Source organism: Chitinophaga sp. HK235 (genome assembly GCF_018255755.1).
Classification (GTDB): Bacteria; Bacteroidota; Bacteroidia; order Chitinophagales; family Chitinophagaceae; genus Chitinophaga.
Genome location: NZ_CP073766.1, coordinates 3851050 through 3871200, shown reverse-complemented (window position 1 = coordinate 3871200; position 20151 = coordinate 3851050). Strand labels below are relative to the sequence as shown.

Sequence of the window (20151 nt, the reverse complement as noted above, 5' to 3'; positions counted from 1 at the left end):
AAAGTATAGGATGCAAACAATAAAATTTCCCGATAAAAGCACCTGGAACACTTTGTTGCAGCGCCCTGTGATGGACACGTCTGCACTGGAAGCCAAAGTGGAAGCTATACTCAGCGATGTGCGCGACAATGGTGACGTGGCCGTCAGAAAATATGCAGCTGAATTTGATAAAGTGACGCTCACCGATCTGGAAGTGGCACCAGCTGCCTTTGCTGCGGCTGAAGCAGCCCTGGACCCTGCACTGAAAGCAGCCATCCGGCAGGCTGCAGCCAATATCACCACTTTTCACAAAGCTCAGCAGGAAAAAACACAGATCATCGAAACCATGCCAGGTGTGCAATGCTGGCGTAAACCGGTAGGTATCGAAAAAGTAGGGCTGTATATTCCCGGTGGTTCCGCTCCGTTGTTTTCTACTATCCTGATGCTTGGTATTCCGGCCACCATAGCAGGTTGTAAGGAAATTATCCTTTGTACGCCGTCGCTGCACCCGGCCATCCTGTATACAGCCCAGCTGGTAGGGATATCGCGGGTGTTTACAATAGGAGGGGTACAGGCTATCGGTGCCATGGCTTATGGAACAGCCACAGTGCCCCGCGTATACAAGATCTTCGGACCAGGCAACCAATATGTGACCTGCGCCAAACAGCTGGTTAATAAAAGAGGCGTAGCCATCGATATGCCGGCAGGTCCTTCTGAAGTGGCCGTGCTCGCAGATGACAGCTGCGTACCCGATTTTGTGGCCGCCGATCTGCTCTCACAGGCAGAGCACGGACCAGACAGTCAGGTGGTGCTGGTAACCACCAGCGAAAAAGTGCTCGCTGATGTGGAAAAAGCCCTGCAGGCACAGCTGGACAAGCTGCCTCGTAAGTCTATCGCCACAGCCGCGCTCGACAACAGCAAAATGATCCTTGTAAAAGATATAGACACCGCCATGGACATGCTCAATGCCTATGCGCCGGAACACCTCATCCTGGCCTGCCGCAATGAGCTCAATGTGGCCGATAAGGTGGTCAACGCCGGGTCGGTATTCCTGGGCAACTATACTCCGGAAAGTGCCGGCGACTATGCCTCCGGTACGAACCACACTCTGCCTACCAACGGTTATGCCAGCGCTTACAGTGGTGTATCTTTGGATAGCTTTGTAAAGAAAATTACCTTCCAGCAAATCAGCCTGCAGGGATTACAGCAGATCGGCCCTACTATCGAAGCCATGGCAGCTGCTGAAGGACTGGATGCCCATAAGAATGCAGTGTCTGTCAGAATTCAAATCTAAATATCCAAATATCAAAATAAAAAAATGTTTAATCTGGAATCCCTGCTCAGGGAAAATATAAAACGACTGGTACCTTATTCTTCCGCAAGAGATGAGTTTAAAGGAGAAGCTTCCGTTTTCCTGGATGCCAACGAAAACAGCTTCGGATCGCCGTTGCCGGTTAATTACAACCGCTATCCCGATCCTATGCAGTGGCCGCTGAAATACAAGCTGGCAGATATCAAAGGAGTACCGCCGCAGAATATCTTCATCGGCAATGGCAGTGATGAAGCTATCGACGTGCTGTTCCGCGCTTTCTGCAACCCCGGCGGCATAGACAATGTAGTGCTCTGTCCGCCTACCTACGGCATGTACGAGGTGAGCGCCCACATCAATGATGTGATCATCCGTAAGGTAAGCCTCACACCTGATTTTCAGCTGGATATAGAAGGACTGCAAGAGGCCATCGATGAAAACACCAAACTGGTTTTTATCTGTTCTCCTAACAATCCTACCGGTAACACCATTCACCGCAGTGATATTGAACTGGTGCTGAACAACTTCGACGGTATCGTAGTGATTGATGAAGCTTATATCAATTTCTCCCGTCAGAAAAGTTTCATCCAGGAACTGACCGAATATCCTAACCTGGTAGTGCTGCAAACACTGTCAAAAGCCTGGGGCCTCGCCGGTTTGCGCGTAGGGATGGCTTTTGCCGGAGAAGATATTATTAATGTGTTTAACAAGGTGAAGCCACCGTACAACATCGGGCAGGCCACTCAGGAACTGGCACTGCAGGCACTGGACAACGTAAGCCGGGTGAATGAATGGATACGCGAAATCGTGATCGAGCGCGACCTGCTCTCAGCGGGCCTGGAACAGCTGCCTATGGTACTGAAGGTATATCCCAGTGATGCCAATTTTGTGCTGGTACAGACTACAGACGCTAAAGGGATCTACCATTTCCTTACTCAGCGCGGCATTGTGGTGCGCGACAGGTCCAAGGTGGAACTGTGTATGGGCTGCCTCCGCATCACCGTAGGCACACCGGCAGAAAACCTGCAACTGCTCGAAACATTAAAATCCTATAATCCGAAAACAGAAACACCGGTATCCGCATGAAACGAGTGCTCTTCATAGACCGCGATGGTACCCTGATAAAGGAAGTACCGCCTACCTACCAGGTCGACAGCCTGGAAAAAGTGGAGTTTTATCCCAAAGTATTTGTGAACATGGCCCGTATTGCAGCTGAGCTGGATTACGAACTGGTGATGGTTACCAACCAGGATGGCCTGGGTACCGATTCTTTTCCGGAAGATACCTTCTGGCCTGCACAGCATATGATCCTCAAAGCCTTTGAAAATGAAGGCGTGACGTTCAGCGAAATATTCATCGACCGGACTTTCCCGGCAGAGAATGCTCCTACCCGCAAGCCAGGCACAGGCATGCTTACCCGCTTCTTTACGGAAGAGTATGACCTGGCCAATTCTTTCGTGATCGGTGACCGTATCACCGATGTGCAGCTGGCTAAAAACCTGGGCGCCAAAGCTATCTGGCTTAATGAAGGCAATGGCCTTGGCAATGCTGAAATCAGCGACGATGTGCAGGCGCTGCAGTCAGTGATAGCACTGGAGTCTACCGACTGGAACCGTATTTATGAATTCCTGAAGCTGGGCCTCAGAACGGTAACGCATATACGAAAAACAAATGAAACCGATATTACCATCCGGATGAATCTTGACGGCAGTGGTAAGGCCAACATTCACACCGGCCTGGGTTTCTTCGATCATATGCTTGATCAGATCGCCCGCCATGGTTCCATAGACCTCGATATTACCGCCAATGGTGACCTGCACATCGATGAGCACCATACGATAGAAGATACCGGTATTGCGCTGGGAGAAGCCATTGCCAAGGGTTTGGGAGATAAGCGTGGCATCGAAAGATATGGCTTCTGTTTGCCGATGGATGACTGCCTTGCACAGGTGGGCATCGACTTCGGCGGCCGTAACTGGCTGGTATGGGAGGCGGAATTTAAAAGGGAAAAGATAGGGGAGATGCCTACCGAAATGTTCTTCCACTTTTTCAAATCCTTCTCCGACGGAGCAAAAGCTAATCTTAATATCAAAGCAGAAGGACAGAACGAGCATCATAAAATAGAAGCGATCTTTAAATGTTTTGCCAAAGCGGTACGGATGGCAGTAAAACGTAATCCATATAATATGCAGCTGCCAAGTACCAAAGGCTTATTATAGGCGTGCCTTTGCGTGACAAAAAAAAATTTGCATTTGTTATAAAAAAGTTTCATTTTTGTCTCGCTATGAAAAATATCATGACAAATAAACATTGGTGGTGGCACGGAATCAATCCCTGATCTGTGTTACAGTGCCATGTTTCGTCTGAAATATAATTGGAAGGCTCGCTGTTACACAGCGGGCCTTTCGGCTTTTTAGGCCTTTTCTTTTAACAAATGCAAACACCTTTTACCCTGAATATTATGCGTACCATTCAAGTAAAAACGAGATCCAAACAGATGCTGGCAGACATCTTCACGCCAGTGGGCATCTATCTGCGGTTGCGGGATAAGTTTCCCGGCTCTATCCTCCTGGAAAGTACGGACTACCGCGCCAGCGAAAACAGCTATTCCTATATCTGTATAAAACCCATCGCCGGTATTGAAGTCACCTCCACCAGCCACTTTGAGTTCAAATATCCCAACCTGCCGGTAGAGAAAAAGGAACTGAAAGACACACAAAAAGTGCTGGACGAACTGGAGAAATTCCTGGGTAACTATACCTTCACTGGCAACCAGCCGGTACCCATGGCCCAGAGCCTCTTTGGATACACTACTTTTGATGCAGTACAGTTCTTCGAAACTATAGAATTCAACAAAAATAAAAAGGTCGGTAATGCTCCGATACCTTTGATGCGATACCGGTTTTACCAATATGTGATCGCCATCAATCACTTCAAGGATGAACTATTCCTTTGTGAGAACCAGGTAGAAGGCATAGACAGTGAGTTTGACCTGGTAGAATCACTGATCCGCCACAAAGATTCACCCGGCTATCCTTTCGCCACCGCCGGAGAAGAAACCAGTAACATGACGGACGCGGAATACATGCAAATGGTGGAACAAGGCAAACAACACTGTTTTCGCGGAGATGTCTTCCAGGTGGTACTCTCCAGAGCCTTCCAGCAATCTTTCACCGGCGATGAATTTAATGTGTACCGCGCTCTCCGCTCTATCAACCCCTCTCCTTATCTCTTCTTCTTCGATTACGGCGATTATAAATTAATGGGTTCTTCTCCGGAAGCACAAATAGTGATTAAAGACGGTGTGGCCGCCATTCACCCGATAGCAGGCACTTTCCGCCGTACCGGCGACGATGCGCAGGATAAAGCGCTGGCAGATAAACTTCTTCAGGACCCTAAAGAAAATGCAGAGCACGTGATGCTGGTAGACCTGGCCCGTAATGACCTCAGCAGAAATGCTACCGATGTGGAAGTATCGACCTACCGCCAGGTACAGTATTATTCCCACGTGATCCACCTCGTGAGCGAAGTGATCGGTAAGGTAGATCCTAAAACCAACCCCTTCTCCCTGCTCGCTTCTTCTTTCCCGGCAGGTACGCTCTCCGGCGCACCTAAATATAGGGCCATGCAGATCATTGATGAGCTGGAACCCACTGCCCGCGGATTCTACGGCGGCTGTATCGGTGTGGTAGGTTTCAATGGCTACTTCAATCACGCTATTATGATCCGTTCCATGCTGAGCAAGATGAACACACTTTACTACCAGGCAGGCGCCGGTGTGGTGGCCAAATCGGTAGCTTCCTCCGAACTGGAAGAAGTAGGTAATAAACTCAATGCATTAAAACAAGCCATTCTGCTGGCACAAAAAATATGATATGAACATCCTGGTTTTCGATAATTACGACTCATTTACATACAATCTCGTTCATCTGGTGGAGAAGCTGATTAACGGCAAGGTGACCGTTGTCCGCAATGATGAAATTCCCCTGGAAAAAGTGAACGATTACGATAAGATCATTTTATCTCCCGGCCCTGGCATTCCGGAAGAGGCAGGCCTGCTGTTGCCGCTGATAAAGGAATATGCACCTACCAAATCCATCTTCGGTGTATGCCTCGGTTTACAGGCTATCGGTCAGGCTTTTGGCGGTTCGCTGATCAATCTGAAGGAAGTGTACCACGGTGTGGCCACCAACGTAAAAATAGTATCCGATGCCGGCCGCATCTTCAATGGCCTGCCCCGCGATATTCAGGCCGGCCGTTATCACTCCTGGGTGATCGACAAAGCTACCCTGCCGGCAGACCTCATCCTCACGGCAGAAGATGCAGACGGTTTTATCATGGCCCTGCAACATAATAAGTACGATGTAAGCGGTGTGCAGTTTCACCCTGAAAGTGTACTCACACCCCTGGGAGAACAAATGCTGAAAAACTGGCTGGAATTATAGTCTCACCGCCATTTTTTTACTCCCATTGATCACTTTAAATACATCAGTCTGTATGAAAAAGATACTTAACTATCTGTTTGAACATAAAACATTCAGCCGCGAAGGCGCCAAAGATATTCTCATTAACATCTCCAAAGGCATGTACAACGAAAGCGAACTGGCTGCTTTCATGACCGTGTTCCTTATGCGCAGCATCACCATCGATGAGCTGCTGGGCTTCCGTGATGCCCTCCTGGAGTTGTGCATCCCTGTAAAACTCAATGGTTACGATGTCCTGGACATCGTAGGTACCGGCGGTGATGCAAAAAATACTTTTAATATTTCTACCTTGTCCTGCTTTATCGTAGCAGGTGCCGGTGGTAAAGTGGCCAAACACGGCAACTACGGCGTGTCTTCCATCAGCGGTGCTTCCAACCTCATGGAGCTGGTAGGCTATAAGTTTAAGGCAGACGACGCCAAACTCAGGACAGAGCTGGAAGAAGCCGGCCTCTGTTTCCTTCACGCGCCGCTGTTCCATCCGGCACTGAAAAATGTGGCCGGCATCCGTCGTGAACTGGGTATCCGCACATTCTTTAACATGCTCGGCCCGCTGGTAAACCCAGCCTTCGCCCAACACCAGCTGATAGGCGTATACAGCCTCGAAATGGCTCGTGTGTACAATTATCTGTTCCAGCAAACAGATAAAAAATATGTGATCGTACACAGCCTCGACGGCTATGATGAAATATCACTGACTGCTGATACCAAGATTATCACCAACGCCGGTGAACAGGTCATGACACCTGAACAACTGGGTAAACGTAAAGTACATCCGGAAGATATCTATGGTGGCAACACGGTGGAAGAAGCCGCGAAGATCTTTATGAAGATACTGAAAGGAGAAGGCACCTGGGCGCAGAACTCCGTAGTATTGGCCAATGCCGCTATGGGTCTCTACAGCCTCGATAAATACAACAACTACGAAGATGCTTTTGCCGCTGCCGTAGAATCCCTGGAATCAGGAAATGCCCATAAAGCATTTAAAAAATTGATTGAATTACAGTAAGCTGATGAAAAATATTTTAGCAGAAATAGTTGCCCACAAACAGATAGAAGTAGCTGCCCGCAAACTGCAACGCAGTGCGGAAGAACTGCAGCAGACGTCTATGTTTGAACGCGAGCCCCTGTCGCTCCGCAGTTTCCTGCAGAACCCGGATAAAACCGGCATCATAGCAGAATTCAAAAGACGTTCTCCATCCAAAGGACTCATCAACGGTGAAGCGACCGTTCAACAGGTGACTACGGCTTATACCCGCTATGGTGCCTCCGGACTGTCAGTGCTCACAGATGAAAAATATTTTGGTGGCTCTTCAGATGACCTGCAACAGGCCCGCAGCTTTAATCAGATACCCATCCTGCGCAAGGATTTTGTGATCGATGAATACCAGATTCTCGAAGCAAAAGCCATCGGTGCTGATGTGATACTGCTGATCGCTGAATGTCTGGATGCCGCACAGGTAGCGCACCTGGCGCAGTTTGCGCATAACCTCGGACTGGAAGTGCTGCTGGAAGTGCACAGCGAAGCACAGCTGGAAAAAGTGACCGCACATACGCACCTGGTAGGTGTCAACAACCGCGACCTGGTGACGTTTAAGGTAGACTTCAACCGCTCCTGCGAACTGGCGCCTAAAATACCGGCCGATAAAATAAAAGTAGCAGAGAGCGGCATCAATGATCCTGCTGCCATCGTAACGCTGAAAGCTGCCGGCTTCCAGGGTTTCCTGATCGGTGAACATTTCATGAAACAGGAAGATCCGGCCCATGCTTTTGAAAATTTTGTGCAGACATTAAACGATCTGCAGGCTAAATAATCACATCATGCGTATTAAAGTTTGCGGTATCACAAGAGTCAACGACCTGCAGGGCCTCGTAGCCAATCAGGTAGACTATGCCGGTTTTATCTTTTACGAACGGTCGCCCCGCTTTGCAGCGAGCAGGATAGATGCCCGCAGCGTCCGGGAAACCACCGGTATCCGGAAAGTGGGCGTATTTGTGAATGCATCCGCCGAACAGATAAAACGTACCGTAACAGACTATGCCCTCGATATGGTACAGCTGCATGGTGATGAAACACCTGAATTTTGCGCCGCCATCCGGGAAATAGTGCCGGTCATCAAAGCTTTTCGTATAGGCAAAAACGTTAACTGGGAAACGGAGCTGGCCGCCTTTGTGCCGGTAACGGATTATTTCCTCTTCGACACAGCCTCCGAAAAAGGCTATGGTGGCACAGGAGAGCGGTTCAACTGGGAGCTGCTGCAGCAGTATCCGTTTGATCATCCTTTCCTGCTGAGCGGCGGTATCGCTCCGGAAGATGCGGCCATCATCGGCACTTTACAGCTGCCTGCCCTGTTTGCAATAGACATCAACAGCAAATTCGAAGAGGCTCCCGGCATTAAACAACTGGACAAGGTGAAGCAGTTTGTGGACGATGTGCGTCAGATAACTAAATAATCAAATAAAAAAATATTAGTCATGGACATTGCAATTGATACCAGCAAATCCAGATATCAGGTAGATAAGAATGGCTATTATGGCAGGTTCGGTGGCGCCTATATCCCTGAGATGCTGTTTCCCAACGTGGACGAACTGCAACGCAGATATATGGAAATACTCAGCGACCCATCCTTTCAGCAGGAGTTTGAAGCACTGCTGCAGGACTATGTAGGCCGCCCTTCCCCATTATTTTTCGCCAAACGTTTATCTGAAAAATACAAGGCACAGATCTATCTTAAAAGAGAAGACCTGAACCATACCGGTGCCCATAAAGTAAACAATACCATCGGACAGATACTGCTGGCCCAACGCCTGGGTAAAAAACGTATCATCGCAGAAACCGGTGCCGGTCAGCACGGCGTGGCCACCGCCACCGTGTGCGCGCTCATGGGACTGGAATGTGTGGTTTATATGGGCAGCATCGATATCGAAAGACAGGCACCCAACGTAGCCCGTATGAAAATGCTCGGCGCTACCGTAGTGCCGGCCACCAGCGGTAGTAAAACGTTGAAAGACGCCACCAACGAGGCTATCCGTGACTGGATCAACAACCCGGTGGATACACATTACATCCTGGGTACCGCTGCCGGTCCGCATCCTTACCCTGATATGGTGGCCCGGCTCCAGTCAGTGATCAGTGAAGAAATCAGAAAACAGCTGCTGGCCAAAACCGGCAACGCCAACCCTGATTATGTAGTGGCTTGTATCGGTGGCGGTAGTAACGCTGCCGGCGCATTTTTCCATTACCTCGATGAAGAATCCGTAAAGCTGGTGGCAGTAGAAGCAGGTGGTAAAGGGGTGCACAGCGGTTTCTCCGCTGCCACCACACAGCTGGGCAAAATCGGTATCATCCACGCCAGCAAAACACTGCTCATGCAAACGGAAGACGGACAGATCGTAGAGCCACACTCTATCTCCGCCGGCCTCGACTATCCCGGTATAGGACCCATGCACGCCCATCTGTATGAAACAGGACGCGCCATGTTCCTCGACGCTACCGACGAAGAAGCCCTGGCCGCCGGTTATGAGCTGAGCAGACTGGAAGGTATCATCCCCGCCATGGAATCTGCCCACGCACTGGCCAAACTGAAAGACCTGCCACTCAACCCTGATGATGTCGTGGTAGTATGTCTCTCCGGCCGCGGTGATAAAGACCTGGATACCTATATCCGTCACATGAATAAATAAATGGATTATGCAAAATCGTATTGACCAACTGTTTGCCTCCAAACCAAACGGTATTCTGAATATATATTGCACCGCCGGTTTCCCGGAACTGAATGATACCCTGCCGGTGATGACCGCCCTGCAACAACATGGCGCAGACCTCATCGAGCTGGGCATGCCTTTCTCCGATCCGCTGGCCGATGGCCCCGTGATCCAGGACAGCAGCACCCGCGCACTGAAAAACGGTATGAGCCTTCATAAACTGTTTGAACAGCTGGAAGGATTCCGTGAACGTATACACGTCCCCGTTATACTGATGGGATACCTCAACCCGGTACTGCTGTACGGTGTGGAAGCCTTTGTGAAAAAATGTGCGGAAACAGGTATAGACGGCCTCATCATCCCTGACCTGCCCATGGCAGAGTTTGAAACGGACTATAAAGCTGTCTTTGAAAAATACAATGTACACCTCATTTTTCTGGTAACACCGGAAACAAGTGATGAGCGCATCCGGAAGATAGACGGTCTCAGCAAAGGGTTTCTGTACGCGGTATCTTCTTCTTCCACCACCGGAAAAGACAAGGATATGTCTGGCCAGCAGGCTTATTTTGAACGCCTGCAGGGTCTGCAGCTCCACAATCCGGTGCTGATCGGATTTGGTATCAAAGACAAGGCTACCTTTGATGCGGCCACCCGGTATACCAACGGCGCCATCATCGGTACCGCCTTTATCAAAGCAGTAGAACATAGCAGGGATATTGACGGAACAGTGCGTACCTTTATTGAATCCATCAAAAAATAATTACAAATTGCGAATTACAGGTTATGAATGAAGGACTATCACTAATATCTTCGCTTATAATTTGTAATTCGTAATTCTTCATTCGTTGGTTGTCATTCATCATTCGTAATTCGCAATTCGTAATTCGTAATTGAAATGAAAACGGTCATTATAAAATACAACGCCGGTAATATCCGCTCTGTGCAGTTTGCGCTGGAGCGTCTGGGTGTAACTGGCATTGTAACGGATAATCCGGAAGAGATCCTGTCGGCTGACAAAGTGATCTTTCCTGGTGTTGGCGAAGCCAGCACCGCCATGCGTTACCTGCAGGAAAGGAACCTGGATAAACTGATCACCGGCCTGAAACAGCCTGTGCTGGGCATTTGTCTGGGTATGCAGCTGTTGTGCCGCCACTCGGAAGAAAATAATACCCCCTGCATGGGTATTTTTGATGTGGAAGTAAAACGGTTTACCTCTCCGGTGGAAAACCTGCTGAAGATACCACAGATTGGCTGGAACAATATTACCGGCCTGCACAGCGTGCTGTTTGAACATGTGCCGGAAAATGCCTACATGTATTTTGTGCATAGCTATTACGCTGCGCTCGGTGCAGACACGGTAGCAATGGCCAACTATGTGATCAACTACAGTGCGGCACTGCAGAAGGATAATTTTTACGCGGTACAGTTCCACCCGGAGAAGTCTTCAGCAGGTGGCGCCCGTATTATTGAAAACTTTTTGAACTTGTAAGATGGAAATCAGAAGGATTAGTGTAGAAGATACCTTGTCGTTGCGCCGGGATGTTTTGTATCCTGATGCATCGCTGGAAACAGTAAAGGTAGATCAGGATGAAGATGGCCTTCACTTCGGGGTATTTGATGGCGGTCAGCTGGTCACGGTAGTATCGTTGTTCATGGGTAGGGAAGAGGCACAGTTCCGTAAGCTGGCCACACTGCCGGCGGCCCAGGGCAAGGGTTATGGGAAAGCAGTACTGGCACACCTGGTGGACATCTGCCGGAAGGAAAAAATCAAACTGCTCTGGTGTAATGCCCGTGATACGGCAGTTTCTTTTTACGACCGCCTCGGGTATGTTGCCCGGGGCAATTATTTTATAAAAGGGGGAATCAACTTCATACGAATGGAATTACCACTGGAGCAGTCCAAAGCCAAAACATTCGAGATCATTCCGGCCATTGATATCATCGGTGGAAAATGTGTACGCCTTACCCAGGGCGACTACAGCCAGCAGAAAGTGTACAACGAACATCCGCTGGAAGTAGCGAAGGAGTTTGAAGCACTGGGTGTGCGCCGCCTCCATCTCGTAGATCTGGACGGTGCCAAAAAGGGAGCGGTGGTTAACTGGAAAGTGCTGGAGAATATTGCCGGTAAAACCTCACTGGTAACGGATTTTGGCGGCGGTATCAAAACAGATAAAGACCTGGGGATCGTATATGAATGTGGTGCTGTCCTGGCTACCATTGGTAGTGTGGCCGTGAAATCACCGGAGCTGTTTTTCAGCTGGGTAGAACGTTACGGCGCTGATAAAATATTCCTGGGCGCAGATGTGAAAGATGAGAAGCTCGCCGTAGGCGGATGGCTGGAAACGACAGACCTGTCTGTGTTTGATTTCCTGGCAGATAATATCAGCCGTGGCGTGCATAATATCTTCTGTACTGATATCGCTAAGGACGGTCTGCTGGCAGGCCCTTCCACAGAGCTGTATAAGAAGATCATTGCACAGTTTTCCGGTATCAACTTTGTGGCCAGCGGAGGCGTAAGCCATATCGGTGATGTGGCGGCATTGCAGGAGATTGGCTGTAGTGGCGTGATCATCGGCAAAGCGATCTACGAAGGAAAAATTTCAACAGCGGAATTAAAATCATTCCTGTAAATAACTTATTGTATGCTTACCAAACGTATCATACCTTGTCTGGATATTAAAGACGGTCGTACCGTTAAAGGCGTTAATTTCGAAAATGTCCGGGATGCCGGCGATCCTATTGAGCTGGGCGCTTTATACGCAGCACAGGGAGCTGATGAACTGGTATTTCTGGATATAACGGCGACGAATGAACGAAGAAAAACACTGTCTGAACTGGTGTCCCGCATCGCCCGCCACGTCGATATTCCGTTTACCGTAGGTGGCGGCATTGCTGAGGTGGAAGATGTAAGTGCACTGCTGCAGTCCGGTGCCGATAAAATATCCGTTAATACTGCTGCTTTCAAAAATCCGGAACTGCTGGACCGTCTGGCACGGGAGTTTGGCAGTCAGTGTATTGTACTGGCCATCGATACCCGTTTTGAAGAGGGCGACTGGTACGTATACCTCAACGGAGGCCGGGTGAAAACTGACCGTAAAGCATATGACTGGGCGAAAGAAGCGGTGGACCGTGGTGTGGGAGAGATACTGCTCACTTCCATGAACAACGATGGCACCAAACAGGGCTTCGCACTCGACATTACGGCGCAGCTGTCACAAAACCTGCATGTGCCGGTGATTGCATCAGGAGGTGCGGGCACTATGCAACATTTCGTGGACGTATTCGAAAATGCCCAGGCTGATGCAGCGCTGGCCGCCAGTATCTTCCACTATAAAGAAATAGAAATACAGGCACTCAAAACCTTCCTCTACCAGAAAGGTGTGAATGTCAGATTTTAAGTATATCCTCTGAAACATGTTATCATGCAGATAGATTTTGAAAAATCGGCCGATGGCCTGGTACCGGCCATCATACAGGACGCCGCCACCGGCAAGGTGCTCATGCTCGGTTATATGAACCGCGAAGCACTCGACAAAACCCTCGCTGAAAATAAAGTCACCTTCTACAGCCGCTCCAAACAACGCCTGTGGACCAAAGGAGAAGAAAGCGGCAATTTCCTGCTGCTGCAGGACCTCAAGGTTGACTGCGACTCTGATACCATTCTTATCAAAGCCAATCCGGTAGGCCCCGTATGTCATACCGGCGCTGACACCTGCTGGAATGAAGTTAATGCCAGCAATGATTTCCTGGCAAAGCTGGAAAGCATTATCACCGACAGAAAAAACAATCCTTCCGACAAATCCTACACCTCCCAGCTGTTTGCCAGAGGCATCAACAAAGTGGCGCAGAAAGTAGGGGAGGAAGCTGTGGAAGTGGTGATAGAAGCCAAAGATAATAATGATGAACTTTTCCTGAACGAATCGGCCGACCTGCTCTATCACTACCTGGTACTGCTGCAGGCCAAAGGTTTTACCCTGGTCGACGTTATAAAGGTGTTAAAAGAAAGACATAAATAAGGATTCCTCAAAAATCCAGGATTGCGGATTGCGCAGAATGTTCGATGAATATGCATGAATCTTTTTGTGTATATTTATTCTTTCGTGCGTAATGCGCAATTCGTATTTTGTAATTGTCGTAAATTACGTCCCATCTAACTGATTAAAATTATTTATAATGAAAGGAATTTTCCTGTTAATGGCAGGTGCATTGATAACTGCCGGTGTTTCAGCTCAGCAGGTATCCGGAATCGTGAAAGGTGGTAATGGCAAGAAGATCTATCTGTTTGACGACCAGGATAATAATCCGGACGACTCCCTGACCATCCAGAACGAGCAGTTTTCCTTCAAGGTAAAGGCTGGCAAGGAGCCTGCCGTATACGCCCTGATACTGCAGGATGTGAATTATCCTATGCTGTTTGTGTCTGGTCCGGACGCCATCCACTTTACCACTACTACAGCAGCTTATCCGATTGCATCAGCGATAAAGGGTAATGACAATACACTCGCCATGCAGGCCTATCAGAAGGCTTTTGACCCATTGATCAAAAGAGCGCAGACACTTAATCAGGAAGCAAGGGAAATCAACCCGGAAGATGAGTCGGCAAAAAATGCTTTCCGTAAGAAAGCCGACCAGTTCAGCCAGGACATCGTAAAAACGGGTACCGACTTTATCACTACCCACCCGAAAAATATTGCCAGCATTTGGCTGATGATGAACGAGCTGCGTAACCGCGTGGAACCAGCCGAATTTCAGCGTTTGTTTTCCTCGCTGGATAAAACCATTCAGGAAAGTGCTTACGGCGGCAGTGTAACCGCCTATATAAAAAGTCTGAAAACCAATGCTGTCAACATTCCTGCGGAGGATTTCTCCCAGGAAGACGAAAAAGGTAATCAGGTGAAACTGTCTTCTTTCCGCGGTAAATATGTGCTGGTAGATTTCTGGGCCAGCTGGTGTGGTCCCTGCAGACAGGAAAATCCCAATGTAGTAAAGGCTTTTAACAAGTTTAAAAGCAAAAACTTCACTATCCTGGGCGTATCCCTGGATAATGACCGGGAACGCTGGCTGAGGGCCGTTAAAGCGGATGGTCTGGCCTGGACACAGGTATCTGACCTGAAAGGCTGGGGCAATGAAGTGGCCCAGCAATACGGTATCAACTCCATCCCTGCCAATATGCTGATAGGCCCCGATGGTACTATTATTGCCAGGAATCTGCGGGGTGAAGAACTGGAACAGAAACTGCAGGAAATCCTGAAATAGCCGTTTATCAAAATCAGGTTGACAATAACCAATTGATTTGCCAAATTTGTTATTCGTAAATTAAAAACCAATGAAGAGATCTTTTGTAGGGGTCGCCCTACTTATGCCAACGATATTGTTTGCCCAGGATAAAAAAGCTGCCTCCGCGGGTAAACCCTTTACCATTCAGGGAACTATTTCCCAACAGCAAAAGCCCGCTACCGTATTCCTCAGAATGCGTAAAAACGGGGAATGGCTGACTGATAGCGCCCAGGTGAAAGATGGTAAATTCTCTCTTTCCGGCAATCTGGAAGAGCCCATCCTGGCCAGCCTGATGCTGGTGCAGAAAAGTGCAGACAAACCAGTATCGATGGGCCGCGACATGCTGGCTGTATTCCTGGATAACGGAACCGTCGTGATAAATACCACCGATTCCATCAGCAAAGCCACCGTAACCGGTTCCCAGGCCAACGAGGACTACAGACGCCTCCAGGACCAGCTGAAGGATGTGAACGAAAAAAGCGCCGCCCTCCAGCAGCAGTATCGCGAACTGGCAAAGAATAAAGACGAGGAAGGTATCAAAAAGCTGGAATCTGCTTACGATGCCCTCGAAGCAGAAGAGAAAAAGATCGAAAACGATTTCCTGCAAAAAAATACCAATTCACCGATTGCACTGTTTGTGCTCAACCAGGTGGCTGGTTACGATATCAAACCAGAAGAAGTAACGCCGCTGTTCAAAAAACTGAGCAAAGAAGCGAAAAACTCTCCTTCCGGTAAGGATCTTTCTAAAAGACTGGAATCTGCTAAAAAGACCGCAGTAGGACAAACAGCCCTGGAATTTTCACAGGCTGATGCCGCCGGTAAAAATATCAGCCTCGCTTCTTTCCGCGGTAAATATGTACTGGTGGATTTCTGGGCCAGCTGGTGCGGTCCCTGCCGTGCAGAAAACCCTAACGTAGTGAAAGCCTACGGTAAATTCAAAGACAAAGGTTTTGAAATCCTGGGCGTTTCCCTCGATGATAAAAAAGAAAAATGGCTGGCTGCTGTTGAAGCAGACAAACTCGCCTGGCAGCATGTTTCCGACCTGAAAGGCTGGAAAAACGCTGCAGCAGAGCTCTATGGCGTACGCGCCATCCCGCAGAATGTGCTGATCGACCCTAAAGGCAAGATCGTAGCTAAAAACCTGCGCGGCGAAGACCTCGAAAAGAAACTGGCTGAAGTACTGCCTTAATACCACCGAAGGTTTAAAACACAGTATAACAGGGGCTGACCACTCGGTCAGCCCTTTTTTATGCTTCTCCCGAAAACAATATCTTCAGTCTGTCCATCGCTCCATATCAAACCAGTCCTGTATCTTCCTGAGCCCTTTGTTAATATCTCCTTTGAAGAAATACTCATTTGAACCACGATCATAGTAATAATCTTTTTCCCATTCCCGTATATGCGTAATAGTTATCTCAATGGCATCCAGGATAAAATTAATTTCGTCGTCAGTCATGGTAGGATGGATGGATAACCGCACCCAGCCAGGCTTGCAGGATAAATCTCCTGCATGGATGGCATGGAGTATGGCGTATGATTCCGGTTTATCAACATGCAGCAGTGTATGCCCGTAAGTGCCTGCGCAGGAGCATCCTCCTCTCATTTGAATCCCGAATCTGTCGTTCAGCAGCCTTACTATTAAATTGTAATGCACGCCCGTTACCATAAAAGAGACCACGCCTAGCCGGTTAGTGACATTGGCTTGAAGCACCTCCACATTTTGCATAGCAGTCAGCCTGAAGAAAATAATGGATAGAAGTTCTTCTTCCCGTTGAAGCATACAGGCTACGCCCATCTCTTCTTTAAGCCGGATACTCATGGCTGCCTTGATGCCGGAAAGAAACGGGGGAGTGCCACCGTCTTCACGTTGTTCGATATTTTGTGTATATACATGTGTTCCCCAGGGATTGGTATACTTTACAGTACCTCCTCCCGGCTGATCAGGTATTTTATTGTTGTAAAGCTCCTGATTGAATATCAATATCCCCGGAGTGCCCGGTCCGCCAAGGAATTTATGCGATGAGAAGTAAATGGCGTCCAGGTGGGCACCATGGGCCTCAGGATGCATGTTGATATCACAATAGGGTGCTGAGCAGGCGAAGTCCACGAAACACCACCCGCCATATGCATGAATGAGTTGGGCAATCTGGTGATAGGGCGTCCGGATACCGGTAACATTTGAACACGCGGTTACAGCAGCTATTTTATGCCGGCGGTTTTTATACTGTTCCAGTAAATAGCTGAAGTGAAGCAAATCCACCATCCCTTCTTCCGTCATTCCGATGATTTCCACGGTGGCAATGGTTTCCAGCCAGCTGGTATGATTACTATGGTGTTCCATATGTGTTACAAAAACAACAGGTCTCCAGGCTTCATCAGATGGCAGTGATATCGCTGTAGTATAGGATGCCAGGCGCTCAGGTATTCTCAGACCCAGTATGCGCTGCAGTTTGTTTACAGCGGCAGTCATTCCGCTGCCGCAGAAGAGCAGCACGTCATCGCTATTGGCATTAACATGATTTTTGACGATCGTTTTTGCCTCTTCATAGGCGTTGGACATCGAACTGCCGGTGACAGTAGTGCAGGTGTGAGTATTGCCAATAAAAGGAAGTATTTCCTGCTGTATATGATTTTCAATTGGTCTGTAGGCTCTGCCACTGGCCGTCCAGTCGGCATAAATGATCCGTTGGGGGCCAAATGGGGATTCAAAATACGTCTGCTGGCCGATGATATTCTTTCTGTAAAAGGAGAAGTAGCTTTCCAGTCCGCTTACCCCAGGGATAGATAATGAAAGCATAACTATCTGGATTGAGCAGTTTTAAATAAATCATGCGGTGCTTTGCTGTATCGTTCAATTAACAAACCAGATGCAGCGTAAACCAGCGCGATAAACAATGCCAGTACAATTAACTGTCCGATTGACACTTTATGAATCTTTTGTCTGGAGCTGATATCACATACTTCTCCCGGGCAATACTGTACCTTCTTCCGGTTAAACAACCGATAAAATATACAACCCAGGCAGATACCGAAGACGGCTTCAAAAAACAGAAACAGCAGGCAGACCAGGCAAATCAGGCCGGTAATAATACTATAGGCATTAACGATGATAAAAAAATAAAACATAGTGGCCGACAGCACAATGCCAATACTCCAGGCGAATTTTTTTTGCGCTGCACCTACATATTCAGGTGTCTGATTCCGGACGATCAAACGTCCTGCTATCAAGGTGGGAGAGAACCTGGGGCTGATCAGTACACGGATCAGGAAGTCTAACAGGAAAAAAGTGATCACATATTTGACAGGGATAAAATTTCCGTCAAAGAGAATAAACAATAATGAAGTATAGGTGGCGAGAAATAGGATACCTGCAGCGGCTCTGACTTCTCTCTCGTTTAGTACGGGGATATTATATCCTTCAACGATCTCTCCGAATTGAATAAGGTTGTTCATGTTTTGATTAATATTGAGTGTGAAGATGGATGTTGATTTGTTGACAGTACAAGATTAGAGAATCGGGCATTTTGCAGACATGCCGGGTCAACGAACAACGAGTAATGGTAAACAAACTGCGGAATTAAGTCAATGTCCATTGCCGGATAGTGAAATGAAAAACATTTTATCGACATTTATGGCACCAAACATCCCTATGAAGAAATTATGTCTCATAAAACGATATAAGCTGTATATCTGGCTCATTCCGATTTTTTTACTGCTCAACCTGCTGGGGGATGTAGTGGAAGGTGCCGGTCATTTCCCTCAGCGGGCGGTCAATGAATTATGGCTGGTATGTTATCTGACGGTAGCCAACTACCGGCTTTTTGAATACGCCTTACCAGGTATGAGTTGGAAAAGATGGTTTGAATCATTCCTGCAGGTGTTGCTGTATTGTTTTATTTATTCCCTTGGTTTTTTTCTCTGGAGATCGCTGGGTGTAACATTGCATATCTATACGGTGCTGGATAAAACGATGTCCATACCGGAGAGAATCGGTGGCCTTACAGGGTATAGCATTGGATCGGTTGTTATTTTTGGAATAACCAGACATATTTTCAACTATGTAAAGCTGAAACAATCATCGCAGCAACTGCAGATAGAAAGCCAGCAGGCAGAGCTGAACTATCTCAAATCACAGACTAATCCACATTTTTTATTCAATACACTGAATAATATCTATTCACTGGCCCGAGATAAGTCCGACCTGGCGCCGGAATCTATTCTGCGCTTATCAAAGATCCTGCGGTACATGCTGTATGAAACCAGCGCGCCCTATACAGCTATAGAACAGGAGCTGAGGATTATTGATGATTACATTGCCTTGGAAAAACTGCGGTATGATGAATCGCTGCAGGTTAATTTCAGTCATGATCTGGAAGACAGCAGGCAGGGTGTTCCTCCGCTGCTGCTGGTTCCACTGGTTGAAAATGCCTTTAAGCACGGCGTATCGGAAACCAGAGACCGCCCGCGGGTAAATATTTTTCTCTCTGTAAAAAACAGGATACTACTTTTTACAGTAGAAAATTCCACCGGTGATCCAGTGGATGATAACAAAGTGAAAGAAAATATCGGTTTATCTAACTTACGCCGCCAGCTGGCATTGTTATATACTGATTACAGTCTTGATATACGGCCGGGAGATTTTATGTTTACCGCTGTCCTGAAAATAAATCTCAACAGTCATGTCTAGCATAAAATGCATTATTATAGAAGATGAGCCGCTGGCAGCAAAAGTGCTGAAGGATTACGTTTCAGCAGTTCCCTTTCTGGAGCTGCAAGGTATTTTTAAAGATGCCATCCTTGCTTCAGAGTTTCTGTTGCGTAACGAAACGGATCTCATCTTTCTGGATATCCATCTGCCCAGGCTGAAAGGAATGGCTTTTCTTAAAACACTGACGAATCCGCCCTCCGTGATTGTTACTACTGCCTATCATCAATATGCGGTAGAGGGTTTTAACCTGAATGTAACAGATTACCTGCTGAAGCCTATCGAATTTGAACGTTTTTTTACGGCTGTTAATAAAGTAAAAGCCGACCCCCGCCGGGGAATAGAGGAGGTCAGGGATTTTATTTTCGTATATGTACAGAAGCGGAGAGTAAAAATCCGGTTTTCGGAGATACTGTACATAGAAAGCCAGCGGGAGTATATTAAAATCGTGACCATCAGCAGTGAATACCTGTCCAAGATGAGTACCAATGAGATCGAAGAGCTGCTGCCAGGGAATATTTTCAAGCGCGTACATCGTTCTTTCATTGTTTCTGTTAATCAGATTGATTCCTATACCGCTGAAGTAGTGGAAATAAAAGGGAAACCCATTCCTATTGGAAGAGGATATAAGGATATACTGGATAAATTGTAGCGAGAAAGGGAGAGTTGTCTAACCGATTATTACAGGATTTGTT

The 20151-nt window shown here is 47.8% G+C and carries 20 protein-coding genes; 18 read left to right on the top strand and 2 right to left on the bottom strand.

Going from position 1 to position 20151, the window contains the following annotated elements; genetic code table 11:
• Positions 1–10 precede the first annotated feature (10 nt).
• From hisD to KD145_RS13775, 16 genes are all read left to right on the top strand, one after another.
• The gene (gene hisD, locus KD145_RS13850) at positions 11–1273 is read left to right on the top strand and encodes a histidinol dehydrogenase (protein WP_212006448.1); all 1263 of its coding nucleotides are present in this window, start codon (positions 11–13) and stop codon (positions 1271–1273) included.
• A gap of 24 nt (positions 1274–1297) precedes the next feature.
• Positions 1298–2374 (top strand): histidinol-phosphate transaminase, encoded by a 1077-nt coding sequence (gene hisC, locus KD145_RS13845; RefSeq protein ID WP_212006447.1) that lies wholly within the window; start codon positions 1298–1300, stop codon positions 2372–2374.
• On the top strand, positions 2371–3507 hold the full coding sequence (gene hisB, locus KD145_RS13840; RefSeq protein ID WP_212006446.1) for a bifunctional histidinol-phosphatase/imidazoleglycerol-phosphate dehydratase HisB: 1137 nt from the start codon (positions 2371–2373) through the stop codon (positions 3505–3507). Before hisC ends, hisB begins: the two co-directional genes overlap by 4 nt.
• Before the next feature lie 242 nt (positions 3508–3749).
• Positions 3750–5162, top strand: a complete 1413-nt coding sequence (locus tag KD145_RS13835; RefSeq protein ID WP_212006445.1) for an anthranilate synthase component I family protein — start codon at positions 3750–3752, stop codon at positions 5160–5162.
• Position 5163: 1 nt separating this feature from the next.
• Positions 5164–5733, top strand: a complete 570-nt coding sequence (locus tag KD145_RS13830) for an aminodeoxychorismate/anthranilate synthase component II (protein WP_212006444.1) — start codon at positions 5164–5166, stop codon at positions 5731–5733.
• A 52-nt stretch (positions 5734–5785) separates the two neighbouring features.
• On the top strand, positions 5786–6778 hold the full coding sequence (gene trpD, locus KD145_RS13825) for an anthranilate phosphoribosyltransferase (protein WP_212006443.1): 993 nt from the start codon (positions 5786–5788) through the stop codon (positions 6776–6778).
• A 4-nt stretch (positions 6779–6782) separates the two neighbouring features.
• A complete protein-coding gene (gene trpC / locus KD145_RS13820; RefSeq protein WP_212006442.1) occupies positions 6783–7583 on the top strand; it encodes an indole-3-glycerol phosphate synthase TrpC in 801 nt (266 codons plus the stop codon).
• A gap of 7 nt (positions 7584–7590) precedes the next feature.
• On the top strand, positions 7591–8223 hold the full coding sequence (locus KD145_RS13815; protein ID WP_212006441.1) for a phosphoribosylanthranilate isomerase: 633 nt from the start codon (positions 7591–7593) through the stop codon (positions 8221–8223).
• 21 nt (positions 8224–8244) lie between these two features.
• On the top strand, positions 8245–9453 hold the full coding sequence (gene trpB, locus KD145_RS13810; RefSeq protein ID WP_212006440.1) for a tryptophan synthase subunit beta: 1209 nt from the start codon (positions 8245–8247) through the stop codon (positions 9451–9453).
• A gap of 7 nt (positions 9454–9460) precedes the next feature.
• Positions 9461–10234, top strand: coding sequence for a tryptophan synthase subunit alpha (gene trpA / locus KD145_RS13805; RefSeq protein ID WP_212006439.1), 774 nt, complete (start codon positions 9461–9463; stop codon positions 10232–10234).
• Between the two features lie 135 nt (positions 10235–10369).
• Complete coding sequence (gene hisH, locus KD145_RS13800) at positions 10370–10963, top strand: imidazole glycerol phosphate synthase subunit HisH (protein WP_212006438.1); 594 nt, start codon at positions 10370–10372, stop codon at positions 10961–10963.
• Position 10964: 1 nt separating this feature from the next.
• Positions 10965–12104 (top strand): 1-(5-phosphoribosyl)-5-[(5-phosphoribosylamino)methylideneamino]imidazole-4-carboxamide isomerase, encoded by a 1140-nt coding sequence (gene hisA, locus KD145_RS13795; protein WP_212006437.1) that lies wholly within the window; start codon positions 10965–10967, stop codon positions 12102–12104.
• Between the two features lie 12 nt (positions 12105–12116).
• Positions 12117–12872 (top strand): imidazole glycerol phosphate synthase subunit HisF, encoded by a 756-nt coding sequence (hisF, locus tag KD145_RS13790; RefSeq protein ID WP_212006436.1) that lies wholly within the window; start codon positions 12117–12119, stop codon positions 12870–12872.
• Between the two features lie 24 nt (positions 12873–12896).
• Entirely contained in the window at positions 12897–13490 is a 594-nt protein-coding gene (gene hisIE / locus KD145_RS13785) for a bifunctional phosphoribosyl-AMP cyclohydrolase/phosphoribosyl-ATP diphosphatase HisIE (protein ID WP_212006435.1), read from the top strand.
• A gap of 157 nt (positions 13491–13647) precedes the next feature.
• Positions 13648–14730 carry a TlpA disulfide reductase family protein gene (locus tag KD145_RS13780; RefSeq protein WP_249219832.1) on the top strand — a complete coding sequence of 361 codons (1083 nt, stop codon included), beginning with the start codon at positions 13648–13650 and terminating at the stop codon, positions 14728–14730.
• Between the two features lie 70 nt (positions 14731–14800).
• Positions 14801–15940 carry a redoxin domain-containing protein gene (locus tag KD145_RS13775; RefSeq protein ID WP_249219831.1) on the top strand — a complete coding sequence of 380 codons (1140 nt, stop codon included), beginning with the start codon at positions 14801–14803 and terminating at the stop codon, positions 15938–15940.
• A gap of 84 nt (positions 15941–16024) precedes the next feature.
• Here the strand turns inward: KD145_RS13775 and KD145_RS13770 are convergent, their stop codons facing one another.
• A complete protein-coding gene (locus tag KD145_RS13770; protein ID WP_212006434.1) occupies positions 16025–17548 on the bottom strand; it encodes an aminotransferase class V-fold PLP-dependent enzyme in 1524 nt (507 codons plus the stop codon).
• A gap of 2 nt (positions 17549–17550) precedes the next feature.
• A complete protein-coding gene (locus tag KD145_RS13765) occupies positions 17551–18204 on the bottom strand; it encodes a DUF4395 domain-containing protein (protein ID WP_212006433.1) in 654 nt (217 codons plus the stop codon).
• A gap of 196 nt (positions 18205–18400) precedes the next feature.
• On the opposite strand from KD145_RS13765, the gene KD145_RS13760 reads away from it, so the two are divergent.
• Positions 18401–19438 carry a sensor histidine kinase gene (locus KD145_RS13760; RefSeq protein WP_212006432.1) on the top strand — a complete coding sequence of 346 codons (1038 nt, stop codon included), beginning with the start codon at positions 18401–18403 and terminating at the stop codon, positions 19436–19438.
• Positions 19431–20108 carry a LytTR family DNA-binding domain-containing protein gene (locus tag KD145_RS13755; protein ID WP_212006431.1) on the top strand — a complete coding sequence of 226 codons (678 nt, stop codon included), beginning with the start codon at positions 19431–19433 and terminating at the stop codon, positions 20106–20108. The genes KD145_RS13760 and KD145_RS13755 overlap by 8 nt, the downstream gene beginning before the upstream one ends.
• The last annotated feature ends 43 nt before the right edge of the window (positions 20109–20151 follow it).